19 protein-coding genes are annotated in these 23,528 nt (G+C 61.3%); 13 read left to right on the forward strand and 6 right to left on the reverse strand.

Annotation, left to right across the window (positions count from 1 at the left end; genetic code table 11):
• The first annotated feature begins 19 nt into the window (after positions 1-19).
• From VGK27_05105 to VGK27_05135, 7 genes are all read left to right on the forward strand, one after another.
• Positions 20-562, forward strand: coding sequence for an NADH peroxidase (locus VGK27_05105; GenBank protein HEY3489485.1), 543 nt, complete (start codon positions 20-22; stop codon positions 560-562).
• A gap of 197 nt (positions 563-759) precedes the next feature.
• Positions 760-3,624, forward strand: a complete 2,865-nt coding sequence (locus tag VGK27_05110; GenBank protein HEY3489486.1) for an SNF2-related protein — start codon at positions 760-762, stop codon at positions 3,622-3,624.
• A gap of 115 nt (positions 3,625-3,739) precedes the next feature.
• The gene (locus VGK27_05115; GenBank protein ID HEY3489487.1) at positions 3,740-4,303 is read left to right on the forward strand and encodes a hypothetical protein; all 564 of its coding nucleotides are present in this window, start codon (positions 3,740-3,742) and stop codon (positions 4,301-4,303) included.
• Positions 4,293-5,231 carry a Kiwa anti-phage protein KwaB-like domain-containing protein gene (locus tag VGK27_05120; protein ID HEY3489488.1) on the forward strand — a complete coding sequence of 313 codons (939 nt, stop codon included), beginning with the start codon at positions 4,293-4,295 and terminating at the stop codon, positions 5,229-5,231. Before VGK27_05115 ends, VGK27_05120 begins: the two co-directional genes overlap by 11 nt.
• Positions 5,232-5,244: 13 nt before the next feature.
• A complete protein-coding gene (locus VGK27_05125) occupies positions 5,245-6,894 on the forward strand; it encodes a site-specific DNA-methyltransferase (GenBank protein HEY3489489.1) in 1,650 nt (549 codons plus the stop codon).
• Positions 6,891-7,928, forward strand: a complete 1,038-nt coding sequence (locus VGK27_05130) for a virulence protein RhuM/Fic/DOC family protein (GenBank protein ID HEY3489490.1) — start codon at positions 6,891-6,893, stop codon at positions 7,926-7,928. The genes VGK27_05125 and VGK27_05130 overlap by 4 nt, the downstream gene beginning before the upstream one ends.
• A 2-nt stretch (positions 7,929-7,930) precedes the next feature.
• A complete protein-coding gene (locus VGK27_05135; protein HEY3489491.1) occupies positions 7,931-10,684 on the forward strand; it encodes a DEAD/DEAH box helicase family protein in 2,754 nt (917 codons plus the stop codon).
• 63 nt (positions 10,685-10,747) lie between these two features.
• Here VGK27_05135 and VGK27_05140 read toward each other — a convergent pair whose 3' ends face one another.
• Positions 10,748-11,035, reverse strand: a complete 288-nt coding sequence (locus VGK27_05140; GenBank protein HEY3489492.1) for a hypothetical protein — start codon at positions 11,033-11,035, stop codon at positions 10,748-10,750.
• Between the two features lie 30 nt (positions 11,036-11,065).
• Positions 11,066-11,647: a helix-hairpin-helix domain-containing protein gene (locus tag VGK27_05145; GenBank protein ID HEY3489493.1), complete on the reverse strand. Its 582-nt coding sequence runs from the start codon at positions 11,645-11,647 to the stop codon at positions 11,066-11,068.
• Positions 11,648-11,763: 116 nt separating this feature from the next.
• On the opposite strand from VGK27_05145, the gene VGK27_05150 reads away from it, so the two are divergent.
• The 6 genes from VGK27_05150 to arsS all read left to right on the forward strand — a co-directional run bounded on the left by VGK27_05150 (position 11,764) and on the right by arsS (position 18,885).
• The gene (locus VGK27_05150; GenBank protein HEY3489494.1) at positions 11,764-12,183 is read left to right on the forward strand and encodes a YidB family protein; all 420 of its coding nucleotides are present in this window, start codon (positions 11,764-11,766) and stop codon (positions 12,181-12,183) included.
• A 117-nt stretch (positions 12,184-12,300) separates the two neighbouring features.
• Positions 12,301-14,955 (forward strand): ABC transporter substrate-binding protein, encoded by a 2,655-nt coding sequence (locus VGK27_05155; GenBank protein ID HEY3489495.1) that lies wholly within the window; start codon positions 12,301-12,303, stop codon positions 14,953-14,955.
• Entirely contained in the window at positions 14,952-16,007 is a 1,056-nt protein-coding gene (locus VGK27_05160) for an NAD(P)-dependent alcohol dehydrogenase (protein HEY3489496.1), read from the forward strand. The genes VGK27_05155 and VGK27_05160 overlap by 4 nt, the downstream gene beginning before the upstream one ends.
• An 8-nt stretch (positions 16,008-16,015) precedes the next feature.
• The gene (locus tag VGK27_05165) at positions 16,016-17,530 is read left to right on the forward strand and encodes a mercuric reductase (protein HEY3489497.1); all 1,515 of its coding nucleotides are present in this window, start codon (positions 16,016-16,018) and stop codon (positions 17,528-17,530) included.
• A gap of 22 nt (positions 17,531-17,552) precedes the next feature.
• Positions 17,553-17,885, forward strand: a complete 333-nt coding sequence (locus tag VGK27_05170; protein ID HEY3489498.1) for an arsenosugar biosynthesis-associated peroxidase-like protein — start codon at positions 17,553-17,555, stop codon at positions 17,883-17,885.
• A gap of 4 nt (positions 17,886-17,889) precedes the next feature.
• Complete coding sequence (gene arsS, locus VGK27_05175) at positions 17,890-18,885, forward strand: arsenosugar biosynthesis radical SAM (seleno)protein ArsS (GenBank protein HEY3489499.1); 996 nt, start codon at positions 17,890-17,892, stop codon at positions 18,883-18,885.
• Positions 18,886-18,891: 6 nt separating this feature from the next.
• On the opposite strand, the gene VGK27_05180 is transcribed toward arsS, so the two are convergent.
• Genes VGK27_05180 through VGK27_05195 form a run of 4 tightly spaced genes read right to left on the reverse strand, consistent with a single transcriptional unit; the run spans position 18,892 to position 23,485 of the window.
• Complete coding sequence (locus VGK27_05180; protein HEY3489500.1) at positions 18,892-20,286, reverse strand: efflux transporter outer membrane subunit; 1,395 nt, start codon at positions 20,284-20,286, stop codon at positions 18,892-18,894.
• Positions 20,287-21,495, reverse strand: coding sequence for an ABC transporter permease (locus VGK27_05185; protein HEY3489501.1), 1,209 nt, complete (start codon positions 21,493-21,495; stop codon positions 20,287-20,289). It lies immediately after the preceding gene.
• The gene (locus VGK27_05190) at positions 21,492-22,196 is read right to left on the reverse strand and encodes an ABC transporter ATP-binding protein (GenBank protein ID HEY3489502.1); all 705 of its coding nucleotides are present in this window, start codon (positions 22,194-22,196) and stop codon (positions 21,492-21,494) included. Before VGK27_05190 ends, VGK27_05185 begins: the two co-directional genes overlap by 4 nt.
• On the reverse strand, positions 22,193-23,485 hold the full coding sequence (locus VGK27_05195) for an efflux RND transporter periplasmic adaptor subunit (protein ID HEY3489503.1): 1,293 nt from the start codon (positions 23,483-23,485) through the stop codon (positions 22,193-22,195). Before VGK27_05195 ends, VGK27_05190 begins: the two co-directional genes overlap by 4 nt.
• Positions 23,486-23,528 lie beyond the last annotated feature (43 nt).

Raw genomic sequence — 23,528 nt, forward strand, 5'->3', positions numbered from 1 at the left:
ACCTCAAAAGGAGGAAGGAATGAAGAAGTACGTCTGTACCGTTTGCGGCTATATCCACGAAGGGGACGCTCCCCCGCCCCATTGTCCCCAGTGCAAGGCGCTAGCGGCCAAGTTTGTCCTCAAGGAAGAGATCGGCCTCGGTTGGGCCGACGAGCACGAGATCGGCGTCGCCGAAGGCGTCGACCCGGAAATCCTCGAAGGGCTCCGGCGGAACTTTACGGGCGAATGCACCGAAGTCGGCATGTACCTGGCGATGAGCCGCCAGGCCGACCGCGAAGGGTATCCCGAAGTGGCCGAGGCGTACAAGCGGATCGCCTTCGAGGAAGCCGAGCACGCCGCCAAGTTCGCCGAGTTGCTGGGCGAAGTGGTCAAGGCCGACACCAAGACCAACCTCCAGATGCGCGTCGACGCCGAAAACGGCGCCTGCAAGGGCAAGAAGGATCTGGCGACCAGGGCCAAGCAGCTCAACTACGACGCCATCCACGATACCGTCCACGAGATGTGCAAGGACGAAGCCCGCCACGGGCAGGCGTTCGCCGGGCTGCTGAAGCGATACTTCTAGGCGGCGCGGATGTCGCAGGCGGCCTGACCTCCTGCGCCCGGTCCCTAACGAACAAGGCCGACTTCCGGGAAACGGGAGCCGGCCTTGTCGCGTTCGGGGCTTGTGATTCGGGAATACCGCGGGAGTTCAGGCGAGTATACTGCTGGCGGGATGGGAATAGCGCTTGCGGGGCCGTATAAGGTGACGCCAACTTACGAATGATCACCGACTATCACGCCAAATATTTCGCCCACGAATTGACGCGCCGCTATGCTTCCGACAGTCCGGATAAACTTGCCGGGGCGGTTGCTGGCGCTCAGGTGGATCTGAACCCGCATCAGGTCGATGCGGCCTTGTTTGCTTTTCGGTCCCCGTTTTCCAAGGGGGCGATTCTGGCGGACGAAGTCGGTCTCGGGAAAACGATCGAAGCCGGTCTCGTGATCTCTCAGAAATGGGCCGAGCGCGCCCGTCGCATCCTCGTCATTACTCCGTCCAATTTGCGCAAGCAGTGGCACCAGGAACTGTCCGAAAAATTCTTTCTCCCTTGCCGGATTCTGGAGAGTCGCTCGTATAACGAAACCGTTAAGCGGGGAGGCGTTCCTCCGTTCGCTGCAACGGATTCGATCCTGATCTGCTCCTACCAGTTTGCCCGCAACAAGGCCGCTGACGTACAGGCCACGCCGTGGGATCTCGCCGTCATCGACGAAGCTCATCGTCTTCGCAATGTCTACAAGCCCTCCAACATCATCGCGAACACGTTGAAGCAGGCGCTTGCGTCCAGGCACAAGCTGCTGTTGACCGCCACACCCCTTCAGAATTCGTTGCTTGAGTTGTACGGCCTTGTCGGTTTCATCGACGAACACACCTTCGGCGACCTGAAAAGTTTCCGTGAGCAATTTTCGAATCCGAATCAGGAGCACGTTTTCCAGTCTTTGCGGAACCGGCTGAAACCGGTTTGCCACCGCACGCTTCGTAGGCAAGTCAGCCAATACGTTCCGTACACCGAGCGGCGGCCGATTCTGCAGGAATTCACGCCAGAAGAGAGCGAAGATCACCTGTATGAACTCGTCTCGGAATATCTTCGCCGTCCGAGTCTTCAGGCGTTGCCGGCCGGTCAGCGCACGCTCATCACGCTGGTTCTTCGCAAGCTGCTCGCGTCGTCGACGTTTGCCATCGGAGGTGCGCTGGAGTCGATGTCTCGGCGATTGAAAACCCGGCTTAAAAAACAGACCCAGGCGGATACCCTCGAACAGGATCTGGATCAGGATTACGAGGCTCTCGACGAGACGGCCGAGGAATGGTCCGAGGAAGAGGTCGCCCCCCCGTTGTCGGTGGCTGATCGACTCGCGCTCGAACAGGAGATTGCCGATCTTGATTCCATTGCGCAGCTGGCTGTCTCCATCGAACAGAACGCCAAGGGGAGGGCGCTCCTGACCGCTTTGGAGGTCGCATTTCGGAAAGCCGTCGATCTTGGCGCCGCGAAGAAGGCCATCATTTTTACCGAATCCCGGCGGACGCAGGATTATCTGTTGCGCGTGTTGGCCGACAGTCCGTTTCGGGACGGCATCGTGCTTTTCAACGGATCGAACACCGACGACCGTTCCAAGGCGATCTATTCGGCATGGCTTGCGCGCCATACGGGAACAGACCGCGTCACCGGCTCGAAAACTGCCGACATGCGCTCTGCGCTCGTGGACTATTTTCGCGAGGAAGGTCACATCATGATTGCGACCGAGGCCGGCGCAGAAGGGATCAACCTTCAGTTCTGTTCGCTGGTGGTGAATTACGACCTTCCCTGGAATCCGCAGCGGATCGAGCAGCGAATCGGTCGATGTCACCGATACGGTCAGAAGCACGATGTCGTCGTCGTGAATTTCCTCAACCGGAAAAACGAAGCCGACCGTCGCGTTTACCAATTGCTTTCGGAAAAGTTCCGCCTGTTCGAAGGGGTGTTCGGGGCCAGCGATGAAGTGCTCGGCGCCATCGAATCCGGTGTGGATTTCGAAAAACGGATCGCATCCATCTATCAATGTTGCCGGCGAACCGAGGAAATCAAAACAGCCTTCGACCAGCTTCAACTTGAACTGAGTTTCGAAATCAGCCAGGCCATGGCGAACACCCGCCAGACCCTTCTCGAAAATTTCGACGACGAGGTTAGAGAGAAGCTGAAGATTCGCGACGAAGCCTCGAAGGCGTTCCTCAACCGATTCGAGCGATTGCTGATGCGCCTGACGCGCCACGAACTGGGTGGGCACGCCAAATTTCCAGACGACTCTTCTTTCCGTCTCGATTCCTCCCCGTTTTCCCACGCTGACGGCGCCATCCCTCTTGGGCTTTACGAGTTGCCCCGCCGTACGGGTGAAGCGCACCTGTATCGACTAAATCACCCACTGGCGGAAGCGATTCTCGCTCAAGCGAAGCGGCGCGATTTGCCGGCAGCCGAAATCCTTTTCAGTTATGGGGACCATGAAGGCAAGATTTCGATCCTGGAGCCGCTTATCGGTCAGTCCGGTTGGCTCACTCTTTCCCTGTTCACCGTCGAATCGCTCGACCAGGCGGAAGATCACCTGATCTTTTCGGCGATCACCGATGATGGAGAGGTCCTGGATGGGGACACCGCCCAAAAGGTGTTCTCGTTGCCGGGTGTCGTAGAGGGTAATGTAGCCCTGACCGGACCAATCGCCGCACGCTTGGATGGGTTCGAGAAGAAGCGTCAATCCGAAATCCGCTTGGACGTATCGGACCGGAACGCCCGGTTCTTTGAAGTCGAGGCCGACAAGTTGGATGGTTGGGCGGATGACCTGAAACTCGGCCTCGAACGCGAGATCAAGGAGATCGACCGCCAGATCAAGGAAGTCCGCCGCACAGCCACCGCGGCGCAGACTCTTGAGGAAAAGCTGATAATCCAGAAGCAGGTTAAGGCGCTTGAATCCCAGCGCAACCAGAAGCGACGGACCCTCTTCGACGCTCAGGATGAAGTCGACCGGAAACGAGACGAACTGATCGCGGAGATCGAGGGGAAGATGCAGCAACGGATGGGGATGACCCAATTGTTTTTAATCCGGTGGCGGTTAGAAGTGTGAGAGGGAATAGAACTGTCTCCTCGAATGCGACAGGGCGATAATACGATTCATGTAACGGAAAGCCCATGGGTAACCGAGCAAGCCCGCGAGGAGTTCCGATGAGTGAGGATCTGTCATGAAACTTCGCTTTTTTGCCTCAGTTTTTATGTTCATAAGTTCCTATTTTCCCTTGGCTCTTATATTTATCATAAAGGATATTGATGAAAAAACATTTCTTCCTAAACACATTATTACGGCGGCAGTAATCGCCGTAACTGTTATAATTGCATGCTGCACTACTATGCTCGCCGCACAAAAAATTGAAAATGGTATTCCTGTAAATATATTAAAGGCATCTAACAAGTCTGGTGATATGTTTACGTATACGATTCCATACATGATATCTTTCTATAATTTTAACTTGGGTGATTGGAAGACCTTGTTGAGTATGGGTGTCTTTATGCTTTTGATGTTTTCCTTGTCTTATAGGACCCAAAATATTTTTGTGAATCCGGTCCTTGCCCTTGCAGGGTATGGGCTATACGATTGTCAACTAAAGTTTGGCGAGCGTGAGATGCAGGGAATGCTCATTTCTAAAGAAGAGTTTCATGTCGGCGATACGTGTGTTGTCGAACAACTTTCAAGATTCTTATATTTTGTTGCCAGCATTCAGGTGAAGGAGAAACGAGATGGTAACTAAACTTGGGAAAAAAATGACGTATTTACGCCAAGTCGATTATAAGCATTGGATCACGACCCTTTGGCTGGTTAAAAGGACACTGGATCTAAATAAAATAGCCCATTACACAGTTTTACGTGTAGATCTTGATACTAAACTTAAGAATAAGTTGAAAAGGGCAGTTGTGGACCGAATTAATGGTGCCGACTATAAACTTGAAGCATACGATTTCCTGACAGCAGACCTTGATGATGGGCTTCTGACGATTGATTCATCTGAAACTGATTTCGTCCGAGTTCAAAATGAGATAGACAAAGGATTTGGAAACAAGAAAGTAGATAACTATGACGAGCTGTTGGATTCATGGGCATATGTTATAGATATTCGGCATGATGCTAATGTTATATATGGCGTTAGAAAAATAAATAAATTTACAAAAGCTGCAAAAATGAAAGCCGTTTCATTTCTGATTTTCAGAGATAAAGTCCTATCCGATCTTGATGACGAAAAAGTTTTCGTGTTGGATACGCATATAGATTTTTTCGTATTCGAAGGGACAACGTTTATATCAAATAAGAAAGAGTTCGAAAGTGCCATGAATTTCCGTCAAGGCATGGAGGATAACAGGGACACAATTATGACGGAATTTGTTGGATTGAAGATATTTAATGACGTGGAGCCAATTCGAAAAATAGTTGGATCGAATTTGAATTTCTTGAGAAAAATATCTGCTATCCAGAAAAGTGGCTACTATAAAGACAAGTCATACTTCAATAACCTGATTAGGTTGAATAAAGAGGAAAAGTGGGGGCTGACGATAAAGGATGGTGTGATCGTGGTAAATGAAGATAACGTCGAATTAATTTTGACCTTGTTGAATAATAATCGACTTAAGTCTCCAATTAACCAAGAGGTATTCGACGCCTCCGTTAAGAAAAAAGTCGGTTGATGGGCAGTCAAAGATGATCAAAAAGAAACTCGAACTGACCTGGATCGGGAAGGAGAATCGTCCGCGGCTCGAGCCGCGGATTCTTCTTGAGGATCCAGCGAATTCGCACCATGCGGCGCACCGGGTGACCGGGGGTGACCTCTTCGACAACCGGCTCATCTTCGGCGACAACCTGCTGGCGCTTAAGGCGCTGGAGCAAGAGTTCGCGGGGAAGGTGAAGTGCGTCTTCATCGACCCACCGTACAACACCGGCAGCGCGTTTACTCACTACGACGATGGGTTAGAGCACTCCCTTTGGCTGTCGTTGATGCGGGACCGGCTCGAACTCATCCGAACTTTGCTGTCGGATGACGGTTCGCTTTGGATCACGATTGACGACAACGAGGCGCACTACCTCAAGGTGGTGTGTGATGAAGTGTTCGGCCGAGTAAATTACAAGACAACCGTGACATGGCAACGGAAATACAGCGTGAGCAATAACTTTCAAGGCATTGCAACTATTTGCGATTTTGTTTTAGTCTATTCAAAGAGCGAAAAATTTATGAACAACTTACTTCCAAGAACGGAAGAATCCGCAGCCAGATATTCAAACCCTGATAACGACCCGAGGGGACCATGGAAAGCAGTAGATTATTTGAATCAAGCCACGCCAGATAAACGGCCAAATCTTTGTTATGACATCATTAATCCAAATACAGGTAACATAGTTAAGAACGCTAAGAAAGCATGGAAGTACGACCCACAGACCCATAGTCAGCATGTAGAGGAAAAACGGATTTGGTGGGGGCGAGATGGACGCAATTCCGCGCCTGCCGTGAAGCTCTTTCTTTCTGAGGTTCGGGATGGAATGACGCCGCACAACTGGTGGCCTCATGATGATGTTGGGCATACTGATGAAGCCAAAAAAGAAATGATCAGCCTATTCGGTGCTCGTGATGTATTCGACACTCCCAAACCTGAACGTCTGATTAAACGCGTTTTAGAGATCGCCACCAACCCAGGCGACCTCGTCCTCGACTCCTTCGCCGGTTCCGGCACGACAGGCGCCGTGGCGCACAAGATGGGGCGGCGCTGGATCATGATCGAATTGGGCGAGCATTGTCACACGCACATCATCCCGCGGATGCAGAAGGTGATCGACGGCGAGGATCCCGGCGGGATCACAAAGGCGGTCGACTGGAAGGGGGGCGGCGGGTTCCGCTACTACCGGCTCGCGCCGTCGCTGCTCGAAAAGGACAAGTGGGGGAACTGGGTCATCAGCAGCGAGTACAACGCCAACATGCTCGCCGAGGCGTTGTGCAAGCTCGAAGGGTTCACCTATGCGCCGAGCGAGGCGATCTACTGGCAGCACGGCCGATCCACCGAGCGCGACTTCATCTACGTGACCACGCAGAACCTGAGCGCCGACCAGCTTCAGCAGCTTTCCGACGAAGTGGGGGGCGACCGGTCGCTGCTCGTCCTCTGCACCGCCTTCCGGGGGAACCCCGACCGCTACCCGAACCTCACGGTAAAGAAGATCCCGCACCAGGTGCTCTCCCGCTGCGAATGGGGCCACGACGACTACAGCCTGAAAGTGGAGAACCTGCCGCAGGCGCCGCCGAAACCGGGCCAGCAGACGCTCGATTTCGGGGAAGGGAAACCGGAACGGGAGGATGAACCTTGAAAGGCACTCCGCCCAAGGCGCCGGATTCCCGGCTTATTTCCGAGACACCGTCATGGAAATCGGATGCCTCCGGAAATATCGAGTTGTTCCAGTTCGAGGACGGGACTACGGCGCTTGAAGTCCACCTGAACCAGGATACAGTCTGGTTGACGCAAGCGCAGATGGCCCTGCTTTTTCAAAGAGAAAGATCGGTCGTCACCAAGCACGTCCAAAATGTGTTCCGTGAAGGCGAGTTGGACGAAAAAAGCAATGTGCATAATTTGCACATTGCTCATTCCGACAAGCCAGTTGTCGTTTATAACCTCGACGTCATCATTTCGGTCGGCTACCGGGTCAAGTCGAAGCGGGGCACCCAGTTTCGACAGTGGGCGACTCGGGTGTTGCGTGACCACATCGTGCGCGGCTATACCCTCAACGAGCAGCGATTCCGGGAGCAGGAAGAAAAGATGGCCGACCTGCGAACCGCAGTCGGATTGCTGGAAAAGACGCTTAGCCATCAGCCGGTTGGCCTTGATGAAGCCAGGGGACTTCTCAAGGTTCTCGGCGATTATGCTTATGCCCTGACCACGCTGGATCGGTATGACCACGGAACCTTGGCGATCGAAGATACGACGCGGGAAACGCCCTGGCTCCTCACGTACGAGGATGCGCAGTCGGTCATCGAGCCCATGCGCAACGAATTCGGTGGGCTTTTCGGATTGGAAAAGGATCAGGGGTTCAAGAGTGCTGTTGCGACAATCTACCAGACGTTCGGCGGCGACGAGCTTTACCCGAGCATCGAGGAAAAAGCGGCGAACCTGCTCTACTTCGTCGTGAAGAATCATGCGTTCAGCGACGGCAACAAGCGGATCGGCGCAGCCCTGTTCATTTATTTTCTGGCCGGGTGCGGTGTGCTTTACAGGGAGGACGGGTCGAAGCGGATCGGCGACAACGCGTTGGTGGCGTTGACGCTATTAATCGCTGAGAGTCGCCCGGAGGAGAAGGATACGATCGCCAAGGTGATCGTCAGTCTGATCAACCGGAGGAACGGCTGACCATGAACCGTCACGTCAACGCGATCGCCGGTCGATTGAGTCTGCGGCCGGCGCAGCGGCAGTCGCTCGAGATTCTCGACCGAATCACCGGGATCGTTCCTCCACGGAAAGGGATCGACGTGGAGGCGGCGCTGGCGACGATCCGGAGCGAGTTTCCGTCGGTCACCGATTTTGAGCGTGAGTTTCCGTCGCTCTGTTTTGCACTGGCGACCGGTGTCGGCAAGACGCGGCTGATGGGAGCGTTCATCGGGTATCTGCATCTGGCACACGGAATCAACAACTTCTTCGTGCTGGCGCCGAACCTGACTATCTACAACAAGCTGATCGCCGATTTCACGCCGAACACCCCGAAATATGTTTTCAAGGGAATCGCCGAATTTGCGGTCGACGCGCCTCGGATCATCACCGGCGACAACTACGACAAATGCGATCCCGTCTCCGGCATGCTGTTCGGCGGCGTCCGCATCAACATCTTCAATATCTCGAAGATCAATTCCGAAGTGCGCGGCGGGAAGGCACCTCGGATCAAGCGGCTCTCCGAATACATCGGCGAAAGTTATTTCGACTACCTTGCCGGATTGCCCGATCTCGTGTTGATCATGGACGAGTCGCACCGCTACCGGGCATCGGCCGGCGTGCGCGCGATCAACGATTTGAAGCCGGTGATGGGGCTGGAACTGACTGCGACGCCTTTCGTGGAATCAGCACGCGGTCCCGTGTCGTTCAGGAACGTGATTCTCGACTATCCGCTGGGAAAGGCGATGGCAGACGGCTTCGTGAAGGAACCCGCTGTCGTCACGCGGAAGAATTTCAACCCGGTCGGGATGGCGCCCGAAGAGATTGAGCGTCTGAAACTGGAGGACGGCATCCGCCTGCACGAAAGCGTGAAGGTCGAGCTGGAAACGTATGCCCGCGAGAGTGGCAATCCGATCGTAAAACCCTTCGTCCTCGTTATTGCCCGTGACACGACCCATGCCTCGCAATTGATGACCTTAATCGCTTCCGACGCTTTTTTCGAGGGGCGCTACAAGGAGAAGGCGATCCAGGTCGATTCCAGCAGGACGGGTACCGAGGAAGACGAGATGGTATCGCGTCTGCTCCGAGTGGAGCACACGGACGAACCAACCGAGATCGTCGTCCACGTCAACATGCTGAAAGAGGGCTGGGACGTGACGAACCTGTACACGATCATCCCGTTGCGCGCGGCGAATGCCCGAACGCTGATCGAACAGTCGATCGGTCGCGGTCTCCGGCTTCCCTACGGGAAACGGACCGGCGTATCGGCGGTGGATCGGCTCAATATCGTGGCGCACGACAAATTCCAGGAAATCGTCGATGAGGCCGGCAAGCCCGACTCGACCATCCGGTTGCAGCAGGTTGTTCTGGATACGGACGCGATTGGCAGGAAAACGGTCACGGTCGTGTCTCAGTCGACGCTGGCCACTCGCTTGGGTATACGGCCGCCGCAGGTAGGCACAGCAGGCGCATCGGTTGTCGGGGGAGGGGAAGCACCCGCCTTCGAGACCGAGGCCGAACAACAGGTTGCACGGGTTACTTACGAGGCGATCCGCGCACTCGAAAATTGGCCGAAAGAGGTGCCGGGCGTAGCGTATCTGCGAGAGCCGGATGTCCAGGCGCGTCTGGTCCGGGAAGTCCGTGCGCAACTTCAGCCGTCGCAATTAACGATGGAAGGTATTCTGCCTCAAACGGACATCGCCGCTGTGGTGGCGAAGGTCTCGGAGATGGTGGTCGGACAAACGATCGATATCCCACGAATTCTTGTACTGCCGAAGGGAGAAGTTCGTACCGGGTTCAAGCCGTTTTCCCTGGACCTGAAGACGCTTAATTATCCGGCTCCCTCGGACGACCTTTGGATCCAGCATTTGCGAACGAACCAGTTCGAAATCCTCGGATTGGGAGAGGGCGGCATCGACGAGGCCCGGATGGAGGATTTCATCGTTCGAGCCTTGGTGGACTTCAACGATGTCTCGTACGACGATCACGCCGAATTGCTGTATGACCTCTCGGGCCAAGCGGTCAGGCATTTCCGGGGCTACCTGTCGGAAGAAGATGTGCGGAAGGTTCTTCGGCTTCATCAAAAAGAAATCGCCCGTTTCATCCACGCCCAGATGCAGGGGCATTATTGGGAGGACGGAGTTGAATACGAAGTGAAGGTCTGGCAGGGGCTCACGGTGCTGAAGGATAGCGCATACACCGCACTGGCGGGCGACTCTCCGTTGGATTTCCGGCAACCACCTCAAGACAAGAGCAACATGGCGCGGTATCTGTTCGGCGGGTTCCGACGCTGCCTGTATCCGACACAGAAGTTCCATTCCGACCCCGAACGGCGGCTGGCGGTCATTCTCGACCGGGAGACCGAGAAATGGTTCCGCCCGGCGAAAGGGCAGTTTCAGATTTATTACAAATCGGGCGCGGATCATCCCGAGTACCAGCCCGATTTCGTGGCGGAGGGGTCGAAGGCGATCTACATGCTCGAACCCAAGGCGCACAACGAAATGGAATCGCCCGACGTGCTCGCAAAGAAGGAAGCAGCTGAGACGTGGTGCCGGCGCGCGTCGGACCACGCCACCGGAAACGGCGGGAAGCCCTGGCAATACCTGCTGATCCCCCACGACGTCATTGCGGAAAACATGACGCTGGACGGATTGGCGTCGACTTTCGCGAAGCCGGCACCGGGAGGTCGGGGGATTACAAGCAGAACCGATGCCGATTACCGCGGCGGGTTCGACGGGTGAAGGACAGTGCGGTAACAAGACGAAAGGCCCACCCGCCTGGTCGCGGATGGGCCTTTGGCAATCCTACTTCTTCTTGGCGGCCTTTCCTGTGGCCTTTTCGGCCTTCACATCGACGGTGGCCGCGGTCATCGTGTATTCGATCGTCACCTTGGCGCCGACCTTGAGGTCGCCCGTGACCTTCGTGCCGGCGGCCTTGACGATCTCCCACTTGTCCTTGCCCTTCTGGATCACGATGATGTCGCCCTTGATCTCGAGGACGGGGCCCGTCACCTGGTAGGTCTTCGGGCCGGCGGCGAAGGCCACCGAGGCGGCGAACAAGACGGCGATCGCGAGCAGCAGCGTGCGTTTCATCGGCAATCTCTCCTTGTCGTTTTTGTGGCGTTATCGGACGGTGATCATTCCCTCGATCTTCTTGTAGATCCCCTGCTTGATCCCCCGGACCTTCATGATGTCCTCGGGCTTCTGGTACGGCCGGCCGTCGATGATGGCCTGCGCCTTGACCGGGCCGATTCCCGGCAGCGCCTCGATCTGCTCCCTGGTCGCGCTGTTGATGTTGACGGGGCCTGCCGGCGCGGCGGCCTTGGCGGCTTTCCGGGCTTCGGCCGGAGCGGCCTTCGCGGCCTTGGCGGCGGAAGATTTCGCGGCGCCCGCCGCGGCCGGAAGCTGGGCGGCCGGCGTCCCGCCGACGGTGACCAGCGGGCGGATCTTCGCGAGCTTGGCCTTGCCGATTCCCTTGACCTTGGCGAGGTCGTCCACGGTCTTGTACGGCCGACCCTTGACGATGTCCTGGGCGACGGCCGGGCCGACGCCGGGGAGCGATTCGAGCGCCTTCTGGTCGGCCGAGTTGAGGTCGATCAGACCGGCGGCCAGGGCGCTCCCCGCCGCAAGTGCCAGGACCAGTCCCATGACGATTGCGATCAGCTTTCCCCTCCGCGATCCACACGCCTTGAACCGATTCTCCATCTCATGCCTCCTTCATCTCGGGAATGCCGCGCAGCGTTCTCAGCGCGTCTCTTTCAATGATAGTAGAATGCGATTATGCAGTATAAGGTTTTTAAATATATTTTACGGAGGGCGCGATGGGATTCCTGGATGACGTGGTCGGCAAGGTGTCGAGTGCGGTCGGCGGGAGCGGGGGCGAAAAGTCGACCCTGGTCGACGGAGTTCTTGGATTGCTCTCCGGCGGAGGATCGGGCGGCGGTCTGCAGGGGTTGGTCCAGTCGTTCAAGGAGAAAGGGCTTGGCGATATCGTATCGTCGTGGGTCGGCACGGGGCAGAACCTCCCGATCGACGCGGAGCAGCTGAAAAACGGGCTCGGGCCGGAGGTGATCGGGCAAGTGGCTGCCAAGGCGGGAATTTCGACCGACGACGCCACGGAAAAGCTGAAGGAGCTTCTGCCCTCCCTCGTGGACAAGCTGACCCCCGACGGGAAGGTTCCCGAGTCCGGGCTGCTGGCCCAGGGGCTCGACTTCCTCAAGAACAACCTGACGAAAGGCTGATCCCGGCGTCGGACACTGCCGATCCCCCGCAAGGCGTCGGATCGGCAGTGGAATATGCGTGCTAGAATCGCGTGTCCGCCGTTCGCGTGGTCACAGACTCTATCGAGGACGAACAGCATGCCGGTTTCCGCCGTATCCCGACTGCGTAATGCCCTCGTTCCGCTCCTTTGCGCCTTCCTCGCGCTCGCCGCCTCCTGTCGTCCGTCGTTCGCCCTCGAGCAGGTGACGCTTCAGCTCAAGTGGCTCCACCATTACCAGTTCGCCGGATATTACGCGGCGAAGGAAAAGGGATTCTACCGGGCCGCGGGGCTGGACGTCGCGATCCGCGAGGGCGGCCCGTACGTCGAGGTCGAAAAAGAAGTCAGCGACGGCCGGGCCGACTTCGGCATCGGTACGTCGGCGATCCTCCTGCATCTCGCCCACGGCGAGAAGTTGGTGGTGCTCGGGCAGATATTCCAGCATTCCCCCGCCATCTTCCTGACCCCCCGGAAAACCGGCATCCGCACCATCGCCGAAATGGCGGGCCGCAAGTTCATGTATTCGAACCAGCACGGCGACCTGATGGCGGTCCTGAAGAAGTACGGGCTCGACGAGCGCAAGATCGTCCAGATCCCGCATCACGGCGATGTGGCCGACCTGCTCGCCGGCAAGGCCGACGTGATGATCGCCTACGCGTTCAACGAGCCGTTCGTCTTCGAGCAGGCCGGAGAGCCGTACCTCCGTTTTTCTCCGCTCACCGAGGGCGTCGATTTCTACGGCGACAACTTCTTCACGACGCGGGACACGGTCGAGCATCGCCCCGAGCTCGTGAAGGCGTTCCGCGAAGCCACCCTCCGCGGGTGGAGCTACGCGATGACGCACAAGGAGGAGGTCGCCGACCTCATCCGCGCGAAGTATTCGAAGGCGAAGAGCCGGGAATGGCTCTTGTACGAAGCCAACCAGATGGAGGTGTTGATCCAGCCGACGCTGGTCGAGCTCGGGTACCAGAGCCCGAAGCGCTGGCGCGAGATCGCCGACACCCTTGCCGACCTCGGCATGGTCAGGCCCGGCTTCGATCCCACGCCCGTCATCTATGCTCCCGAACCGCACCGGGACTATCGTGCGCTGATCGGGACGGTCTTCGTGTCGAGCCTCATCATCCTCGTCCTGGCCGGATTGCTCCTGATCTTCCGGCGGCTCAATCGCCGTCTCTCCGCCGCCCACGAAGAGCTCGTCCGCAGCGCCGAGCAGCTGCGGGCGCTCTTCGACAGCGCGCAGGCCGGCATCCTCATGGTCGATCCAGAAGGGAAGATCTCGGTCGTCAACCAGCGGATGACCGAGCTGTTCGCCTGCCCCCAGGAGGCGCTGGTCGGCGCCTGGTATCCCGACCTGCTTTTTCCCGACCAGAAGGAGGAGGGCAAGGACCGGATACGCGAGATCCTTGCGGGGGAGACCGACCGGGTCAGCACCGAGCGGCATTACATCCGCAAGGACGGGAGCGATTTCTGGGGATTCATCTCCGTCCGTCGTCATAACGATTCGAGAGGCGGGGTCCTCGGGCTCGTCTGCCACATCACCGACATCACCGAGCTGAAGCGCGCCGAAGCCGAGCGGCAATTGCTCGACCGGCAGCTCCTGCATGCCCAGAGGCTCGAGAGCCTGGGCGTCCTCGCAGGCGGAATCGCCCACGACTTCAACAACCTCCTCGCCGGCATCCTGGGGAACATCTCTCTCGCCCGGATGTTCCTCGACCCCTCCCACAAGGCGTCGACGATCCTGACTGAGGCCGAGAAGGCGTCCCGCCGGGCGTCCGAGCTCGCCCTCCGCCTCCTGACGTTCGCGAAGGGGGGAGAGCCGATCAAGAAGGCCGTCGATGCGAAGCGGCTGGTGCGGGAATCCGCGTTGCTGGTCCTGAGCGGGTCCAATGTGAGGTGCGAATTCCACGTTCCCGACGACCTGCGCGCGATCGAGGCCGACGAGGGGCAGATCGGGCAGGTGTTCAACAACATCGTGCTGAACGGGGCCCAGGCGATGCCGGCCGGGGGGACGATCACCATCGACGCCGACAATCTCGCGGTCGACGGCCGGGGATCGCCGCCGCTTCCCGCGGGCGACTACGTCCGGTTCCGGATCAGCGACCAAGGGTGCGGCATCTCGCCCGAGAACCAGAAACGGATCTTCGACCCCTACTTCACGACCAAGGCCGGCGGGACCGGCCTCGGGCTGGCGTCGACCTGGTCGATCGTCGGCCGGCACGGCGGGAACCTCTCGGTCGCGTCGGAGCCCGGGTCCGGATCGACGTTCGAGATCGTCCTTCCCGCCAGCGACCGGGAACCGCCCGCCGTTCGGACGGAGATGCCGCTGCCGAGGCGCTCCGGGCCGCGCGGGCATTCCGTGCTCGTCATGGACGACGAGGCGATGATCCGGACGCTGGTCTCCGACATGCTGACGGAGCTCGGCTACTCCGTCTTGGCGTGCGGGGACGGGAACGAGGCGATTGCGTTGTGCAAGAAGGCGCTGGAAGCCGGGAATCCGTACTCCGCCGTCATCATGGACCTGACGATTCCGGGCGGGATCGGGGGGAAGGAAGCCGCGGAGCGGATCCTCGCCGATGACCCGGACGCCTGCCTGATCGTCTCCAGCGGGTATTCGAACGATCCCGTCATGGCCGATTATCCGAAGTACGGCTTCCGGGGCACGATGGCGAAGCCTTACGACATGACGCAGATCGAGCAGGTGCTGAGCGCGCTGATCGGCGGCGAGCAGCCATCCGATGGGAGGATTTCGACATGACCAAGACCAACGGCTTCGCGGCGCACGGGGCAACCGACCCGCTGGTTCCTTTCGCATTCGACCGGCGCGACCCGGGGACGAACGACGTCCAGATCGAGATCCTTTTCTGCGGCGTCTGCCACTCCGACCTGCACACCGTCAGAAACGAATGGCACGGGACGACCTATCCCGTCGTGCCCGGCCACGAGATCGTCGGCCGCGTCGTCAAGGTCGGCGCGGGCGTGACGCGGTTCAAGCCGGGCGACCTCGCCGGTGTGGGATGCATGGTCGATTCATGCCGCACCTGTCCCGACTGCCTCGACGGGCTCGAGCAATATTGCCGCAACGAGATCGTCTTCACCTACAACAGCCCCGACCGGCATTCGGGCGGGATGACCTACGGTGGCTACTCGGGCGGCATCGTCGTCGACGAGAAATTCGTCCTGCGGATCCCGGCAAAGCTCGATCTGCCCGCGGTCGCGCCGCTCTTGTGCGCCGGCATCACGACCTATTCACCGCTGCGCCACTGGAAGGTCGGGAAGGGCAGCACCGTCGGCGTGGTCGGCCTCGGCGGCCTCGGCCACATGGCCGTGAAGCTGTCCCACGCGTTCGGGGCCGAAACGGTGCTGTTCACGACTTCGGCGGGCAAGGCGGCCGATGCCAAGCGGCTGGGCGCCGACGAGGTGGTCATCTCGAAGGACGCCGAGGCGATGGGAAAGCAGGCCAACCGCTTCGATTTCATCATCAACTCGGTCGCCGCGCCGCACGATCTCGATCCGTACCTCGCCGCGCTCAAGCGCGACGGCACGATGTGCATGCTCGGCGCGCCCGCGCTGCCGCACCCGTCCCCGAACGTCGGCAACCTGATCTTCGGGCGTCGGCAGTTGGCGGGGTCTCTCATCGGGGGGATTCGCGAGACGCAGGAGATGCTCGATTTCTGCGGGGCGCACGGCATCGTCTGCGACATCGAGAAGATCCCGATCCAGAAGATCAACGAGGCGTACGAGCGGATGCTTCGGAGCGACGTGAAATACCGCTTCGTCATCGACATGGCGTCGCTGCCGAAACCCTGAGCGCCGGCATGGCGCACCTGCCCGGCGACCGGTACGACCAGGCACTCCAGGGGCACGTCCGGCCGCCCGGCTGGCCGGATCCCGAACCGGCGTGGCGGTACGATCTCGTGGTCGTCGGGGCCGGCACCGCCGGGCTTGTGACGGCTGCGGGCGCGGCGAGCCTCGGGGCGAGGGTCGCGCTGGTCGAACGAAACCTGATGGGCGGCGACTGCCTCAATTTCGGGTGCGTCCCCTCCAAGGGGATCCTTCGGGCGGCAAGAGCGGTCCACGACGCGCGGAACGCTTCGGAATTCGGCGTCGCGGGCGGCGAATGGCTCGTCTTCGATTTCCCTCGGGCGATGGAGCGGATGCGTCGGCTGCGGGCCGGGATCGGCGCGCACGATTCCGCGGCGCGGTTCCGGGATACGCTCGGGGTCGACGTCTTCATCGGGGAGGGCCGCTTCACCGGGCGGGACAGCCTTTCGGTTAACGGGAGGCGGCTCCGCTTCCGGAAAGCGGCGATCTGCACCGGCGCACGCGCCTCATTGCCTCCCGTGCCGGGGCTCGCCGAGGCGGGATGCCTGACCAACGAAACGGTCTTTTCCCTGACCGCGCTTCCGCCGCGCCTCCTGGTGATCGGCGCCGGTCCCGTCGGTTGCGAGATGGCGCAGGCGTTCGCGCGCTTCGGGAGCCGGGTGACGCTCGTGACGCGCGGGTCCGGTCTGTTGCCGCGGGAAGACCTCGACGCGACGCGCCTCCTGCACGATGTCTTCGTCCGCGAAGGGATCACGGTCTGCCTGGGCGCCACGACGGAAAGCGTCCGTCGGGACGGAAACGAGATCATCGCCGCGATCAGGACGGCGGGGGAGATGCAGGAAGTGCGGGTCGACGCGATCCTGGTCGGGACCGGGCGCCTCCCCAACGTCGAAGGGCTTGGCCTCGAGGCCGCCGGCGTCGACTTCGAGCCCGGCGTCGGCGTGAAGGTCGACGACCGGCTCCGAACGACGAACCCCGGCATCTTCGCCGCCGGCGACATCTGCTCCCGTTACAGGTTCACCCACGCCGCCGATGCCCAGGCGCGGATCCTCATCGCGAACGCCCTTTTTTTCGGCCGCCGGAAAGCCTCCGCCCTGACGATCCCCTGGTGCACCTACACCGATCCCGAGATCGCCCACGTCGGGATGATCGCGCGCGACGCGCAGGAAAAGGAATCGCAGGTGACCACGCTGACCGTGCCGCTGTCCGAGGTGGACCGCGCCGTCCTAGACGGAGAGGCCGAAGGCTTCGCCCGAATTCACCTGATAAAGGGGACCGACCGGATCCTGGGCGCCACGCTTGTCGCCGCCCACGCCGGCGAGATGATCGGCGAGATATCGCTGGCCATGACGAACGGGCTCGGGCTGTCCGCCATCGGCAAGACGATCCATCCGTATCCCACGCAGGCCGAGGCGGTCCGGAAGCTGGCCGACGCCTACGCCCGAAACCGGCTGACCCCGTTCGTGAAGCGCCTGTTCTCCGCATGGTTCGGGTGGCGAACGGGTTAACATGGATGCGGGAGGATCAAACATGGAGACCTATTACGATCCGGCCGACCTGGCGAAATTCGCGGAGATCGGGAAGGACGCCCCCGAGCTGTCGAAAAAGTTCTTCGACTATTACGGCGCCGTGTTCGCGGAAGGCGCATTGACCGAACGGGAAAAGGCGCTGATCGCCCTCGCGGTGGCCCACGCGGTGCAATGCCCCTATTGCATTGACGCCTACACACGCGCCTGCCTGGAAAAGGGCTCCAACCTCGCGGAGATGACGGAAGCGGTCCATGTGACCAATGCCATCCGCGGCGGCGCCTCGCTGGCGCACGGGATCCAGATGCGCAAGATCGCCGAAAAGATTTCCCTGTAGCGCGATGGCCGGAGCCGCATTCCGCAACGCCCTCGAAGGGCAGAGTCTGGTCTTGGCGCGCGGCGAGACCACGGCGCTGCAGGTCAACACCGGCTTCCTCTGCAACCTGTCCTGCCGCCACTGCCATCTGGAGGCCGGTCCCGGCCGGGCCGAAGTGATGCACCGGGACACGATGGATGCGGTCATCGCGGCCGCGCGGCGGTTTCCCTTCCGGGTGATCGATTTGACCGGCGGGTCGCTCGAGATGGTCCCGGACATCGCGTATCTCGTCTCGGCGCTGGCGCCCTTGACGCCGCGGCTGATCGTCCGCACCAACCTGGTCGGCCTGCACGATCTTGCGGATGACGGGCTCCTCGCCCTCTACCGGAAGGTGGGCGCCGTCGTTACGGCTTCCCTCCCGGCGACGAATGCGGGGCAGACCGAGGCGCAGCGGGGCAACGGCGTCTGGGGCAAGTGCCTCGCCATGCTCCGGCGGCTCAACGAAGCGGGATACGGGAGGGCGGGAAGCGGACTCGAGCTCGACCTGGTCGCGAACCCGCCCGGGGCTTATCTCCCTGCCGGACAGGCCGAGACGGAAAGGCGCTTTCGGCAGGAGCTGGCGGGGAAGCACGGGATCACGTTCGACCGGCTGTTTACCTTCGCGAACGTTCCCATGGGGCGCTACCGGCGCTGGCTCGAAACCTCCGGCAACTCGGAGGCCTACCTGCGGCTGCTGGCGGAACGGTTCAACCCGGCGACGATCCCGGGGCTCATGTGCCGCACGCAGCTTTCGGTGGACTGGGAAGGGCGGCTGTGGGACTGCGATTTCAATCTCGCGGCGGGATTGCCGCACGGGGCGCGCCGGACGCACATCTCCGAGTTGACCGAGCTTCCCCCGCCGGGGACGCCGATCCGGGTCGGCGACCACTGCTTCGCCTGCACCGCGGGATCGGGCTTCACCTGCGGAGGCGCCATCGCGCCACGGACAGGGGCGTCCCACATCGCCGAAACCACGAAATAGGGGTTCTCACTCCCATCCGCCGCCCAGCGCCTTGTAGAGTCGGACGAGATCGGTTGTGATCGTCCCCTCGCTCTGCACGCGCTGGTCGCGAAGGGCGAGGAGCGACCGCTCGGAATCCAGCACCGTCGTGAAATCGGTCATCCCCGCCGCGTACTTGTCCTGGGCGAGCTGCGCCGCCTTTTCAGCAGCGGAGACGGACCGCCCGAGAGCGTCGCGGCGCGCCTTTTCCTCCGAATAATCCGACATCGCATCCTGCACTTCCTTCAAGGCGTCCAGCACGGTCGCGCGCCAGGCGATCAGCGCCTGCTCCAGCCGGGCGTCCTGCGCCGCGATGTTGCTCCGGACCGCCCCCCCGTCGAACAGCGCCCACGAGACGCCGGGACCCGCGCCGGCGGAGGCCAACGCAGGGGAAAGCAGCGAAACGCCCGAAAAGGATATCGCTCCGCTCAGTGCGAACTTGGGATACAAGTCGGCCGTCGCCACGCCGACCCGCGCGGTCTGGGCTGCCAGATCGGCTTCCGCTTTCCGGATATCGGGCCTCCGGCGCAGCAGGTCGGCCGGAACGCCGAGCGCCACCGTCAGCGGCACGGCGGGAACGGGGCCGCTCTCCCTGAGCGTTTTATGGAGGGTGCCCGGGTTCTCCCCGGTCAGCACCGCGAGGGCGTTCATCGCCGTCTCGATCCCGGACCGGAGCGACGGGATCTGCGACCGGCTGCTTTCCAGGTTGGTGCGCGCCTGCTCGAGCGCCAGCTCGTCGGTCAGCCCCGCCTCGACGCGCGACTGCACGAGCCCCAGCGTTTCCTCCTGCATCTTGAGCGTGTCTTCGGCGGACGTCAGGCGCGCCTGGTCGACGCGGAGCTGCACGTACGTCGAGGCGATCTCGGCGAGCAGCGTTACCCGGACGTCGTTGAGGTTCTCTCCGCCGGCCGCGAGGTCGGCGTCGGCCGCCTCGATGGCGCGCCGGGTCCCGCCGAACAGGTCGATCTCCCAGCGGGCGTCGAATCCACCGCTGAACAGGCCGGTGCTGTTCCAGCCGATTCCCTTGGCGTGCGTCGCGTTCCGCGTGGCAGACGCGGATGCGTCGAGCGTGGGGGAGAGCCCCGCAACGCTGCCTTGTCGTTTCGCGCGTGCTTCCCGAACCTGCGCCCGGGCCGTCTTGAGCGTCAGGGCATTATCGAGCCCGCGTTCGACCAGGCGGTCGAGCAGCGGATCGTCCAGCGTCTTCCACCAGCGGGCGAGAACCTTCGGGTCCGCCGCTTCCGGCGAAACGCCGGCCGGCGGCGACCCGTGCCATTGCACAGGCGTGACGACTTCCGGCTTCCGGAAGTTCGGGCCGACGGTCGCGCATCCGGCGAGCGAAAGTCCCAGCAGCAGAGTTGCGATGACCCGGGTCGTTTTCATCTATTCGTGCCTCAGCGCTTCGATGGGATCGAGCTGCGCGGCTTTCCGCGCCGGGAAGTAGCCGAAGATCACGCCGACCGCCGCCGAAAAGAGCAGGGCGACGACCACGATCGACGGGTTAAAGAGGAACGGCACCTGCAGCACGCCGGCCAGCCCGTAGCAACTTGCGAGCGCGATCGCGATGCCGATCACCCCGCCCAGCGAGGACAGCGTCACCGCCTCGACGAGGAACTGGAGCAATACTTCGCGCTCGAGCGCTCCGATCGCCAGCCGGATGCCGATCTCCCGCGTCCGCTCGGTCACGGACACCAGCATGATGTTCATGATGCCGATCCCGCCGACCAGCAGGCTGACGGTCGCGACGGCGCTCAGGAGTGAGGTCAGCACCTTCGTCGTGCCGGACATGGCGGTCGCCAGCTCCTTCATGTCCATCACGCTGAAGTCGTTCTCGGCCGATGGTGCCAGGTGGCGCCGTTCCCGCATCAGCGTCTCGAGGTCCTGCTTCGCCTTGGTCGTCGAGGCGCCGTCCCGGGCCGAGACCTGGATGAGCGGGACGTCCTGCTTGCCCGAGATCCGGCGCTGGAACGTATGAAGCGGGATCACGATGACGTCGTCCTGGTCCTGACCCATCGCGGCCTGCCCCTTCGACTTCAGGGTGCCGACGACCTGGACCGAGAATTTCTGGAGCCGGATCGTCGCCCCGACCGGGTCCTGCCCGCCGAACAGCTCCTTGCGCACCGTGCTGCCCACGAGGCAGACGGCCTTGCCCGCCCGAAGCTCGCTGTCGGTGAACGGGCGTCCCGCGTCGAGCGACCAGTTGCGGACCCGCAGGAAGCTGCCGTTGCTGCCGGTGACCGATGTGGACCGGTTCCGGTTTCCGCTGACCGCGTTCATACTCGTCGTCGCGACCGGCGCGGCGGCGGCGACGGAAGAGATCTCACGCGAAACGGCTTCGGCGTCGGCCTCCTTGAACGGCTGCACGGAGGCAGTCGCGCCGCCCGGCCCCCGGAACTGACCGGGCATCACCATCAGCATGTTGCTGCCCAGGCTCGAGATCTCTTCCGTCACCTTGGCCGTGGCGCCGCCGCCCAGCGTCACCATGACGATGACGGCGGCCACGCCGATCACGATGCCCAGAATGGTCAGGAAGGAGCGCAGGACGTTCCGCCGCACTTCCCGAATGGCCAGAAGCAGTGCGTTCCAGATCATCGGGCCGCCTCCTCTTTCCCGTTGCGCGTATCGATTTCGACCCGCCCGTCCTTGAAGTGGACGATCCGCTTCGAATAAGCCGCCATGTCCGGCTCGTGCGTGACCATCAGCACGGTGATTCCCATCGTCCGGTTCAGATTGCAAAGCAGTTCCATGATCTCGACGCTTCGGGCCGAGTCGAGGTTGCCCGTCGGCTCGTCCGCCAGCAGCACCTCCGGCTCCGTCACGATCGCCCGCGCGATGGCGACGCGTTGCTGCTGCCCGCCGGAGAGCTCGCCCGGCGTGTGATGTTCCCTGCCTTCCAGCCCCACGTCGGCCAGCGCCTTCCGCGCCCGTGTCCGCCGATCGCCTGCCGGGATGCCGCGATAGAGCAGCGGCAGCTCCACGTTCTCGAGCGCCGAGGTGCGGTTGAGAAGGTTGAAGCCCTGGAAGACGAATCCCAGGTAGTGGCGCCGCAGCAGTGCGCGCTGGTTTCGTTCCAGCCGGTTCACCTCGACGCCCTTGAAAAAGTAGGCGCCGCCGGTCGGCACGTCGAGGCAACCGAGGATGTTCATGCAGGTCGACTTGCCGGAACCGCTCGGGCCCATGACGGCGACGAATTCGCCCGCGTCGATGCGGAGATCGATCTTCCTGAGCGCAGCGACTTCGGCCTGCCCCCGCCCGTAAACCTTTTCGACCCCTCGCAATTCGATCAGGCTCATTTTGCGACGCTCGCGCTGTCGACGATCAGCGCCATCCCCGGCTTCACCTCGCCGGAGAGGATCTCGGTCATCTTCCCGTCGGTGAGGCCGGTCGTGACGGCGATGGGCGTTGGGACGCCGTCCTTCAGCAGCCAGACCTTCCGGTTGTGGTCGACGTTATTCGCTTCGACGGTTTTCCTGGGTGAGGAGGCGGGCGGATGGGGCATCAGGCTTCCCAGCAATCCCTCGCTTTTTTTCGCCGCCGTTCCCGGCTCGGGCGGCGTGAAGCGGAGCGCCGCGTTGGGAACGAGCAGCGCGTTGCCGACCTGTTGGACCGTAATGTCGGCGGTCGCGGTCATCCCCGGCCGCAGCGCGAGGTCTGGGTTCGAGACGGCGATCACGGTCTCGTACGTGACCACGCCGTTGGTGGTCGTGGAGGCGAGGTGGACCGCGGTGATCCGCCCGGGGAAGGTGCGGTCGGGCCAGGCGTCGACTGTGAATCTCGCGCTCTGCCCCTTCCTGATCTTGCCGACATCGGCCTCGTCGACCGAGACGTGCAGCTCCATCTGCGACAGCTTTTCGGCCATCGTCAGCAGGACGGGGGAGGACAGCGACGCCGCCACGGTCTGCCCCGGCTCGATCGACCGCGTCAGGATGATCCCGCTGATCGGGGCCCGGATGGTGGCCTTCGACAGATTCGTCCGGTCCGCCGACAGATTGGCCTCCGCTTCCGCGACCTGCGCCCGGGCGGCCGCCTCGTCGGCAAGCGCCCGCGCATGCGTCGCTTCCGCCGCATCGAGGTCCTGTTTCGAGACCGCCTTCCCGCCGCTCAGCCCTGCGGCATGCTGGAGCCGCTTGAGCGACTTGTCGCTTTCGGAGGTGGTCGTCTGCGTCTGGAGCAGCTTCGCCTGCGCCGATGCGAGCGCCGCGCGCGACTTTAGAATCTCCGCATCGAGTTTCTCGGTGTCCAGCCGCACCAGCACCTGCCCCGCCCTGATCCGATCGTTGTAGTCCGCCTCGACCGCCTTGACGGTTCCGGACACCTCGGTGCCGATATCGATCGAATTGACGGGTTTCAGGTTGCCGGTCGCGGAGACGGTGACGGTGAGCGGCCCCTTTTCGGCGTCGGCCGTCGTGTAGCGGATCGTCTCGGTCTTCTTCGCGCCGGAGAGCAGGGCGGCCGCGATCACCAGCGCAAGCACGAGCAGCCAGGAAAGCCCGCTGCGCCAGCGCCGTTTTCCGGCTTTACCGTTTCCGGCCCCCAGCGTTTCCCGGATGTCGTCTTTATCCGTCTTTTCGATTTCGTCCATCTCGAGATTCCTTTCGGGATCGTTCTTGCCGCATCGACGAGAT

The sequence above is a fragment of the Candidatus Deferrimicrobiaceae bacterium genome (assembly GCA_036504035.1).
Taxonomy (GTDB): domain Bacteria; phylum Desulfobacterota; class Deferrimicrobia; order Deferrimicrobiales; family Deferrimicrobiaceae; genus JANXPS01.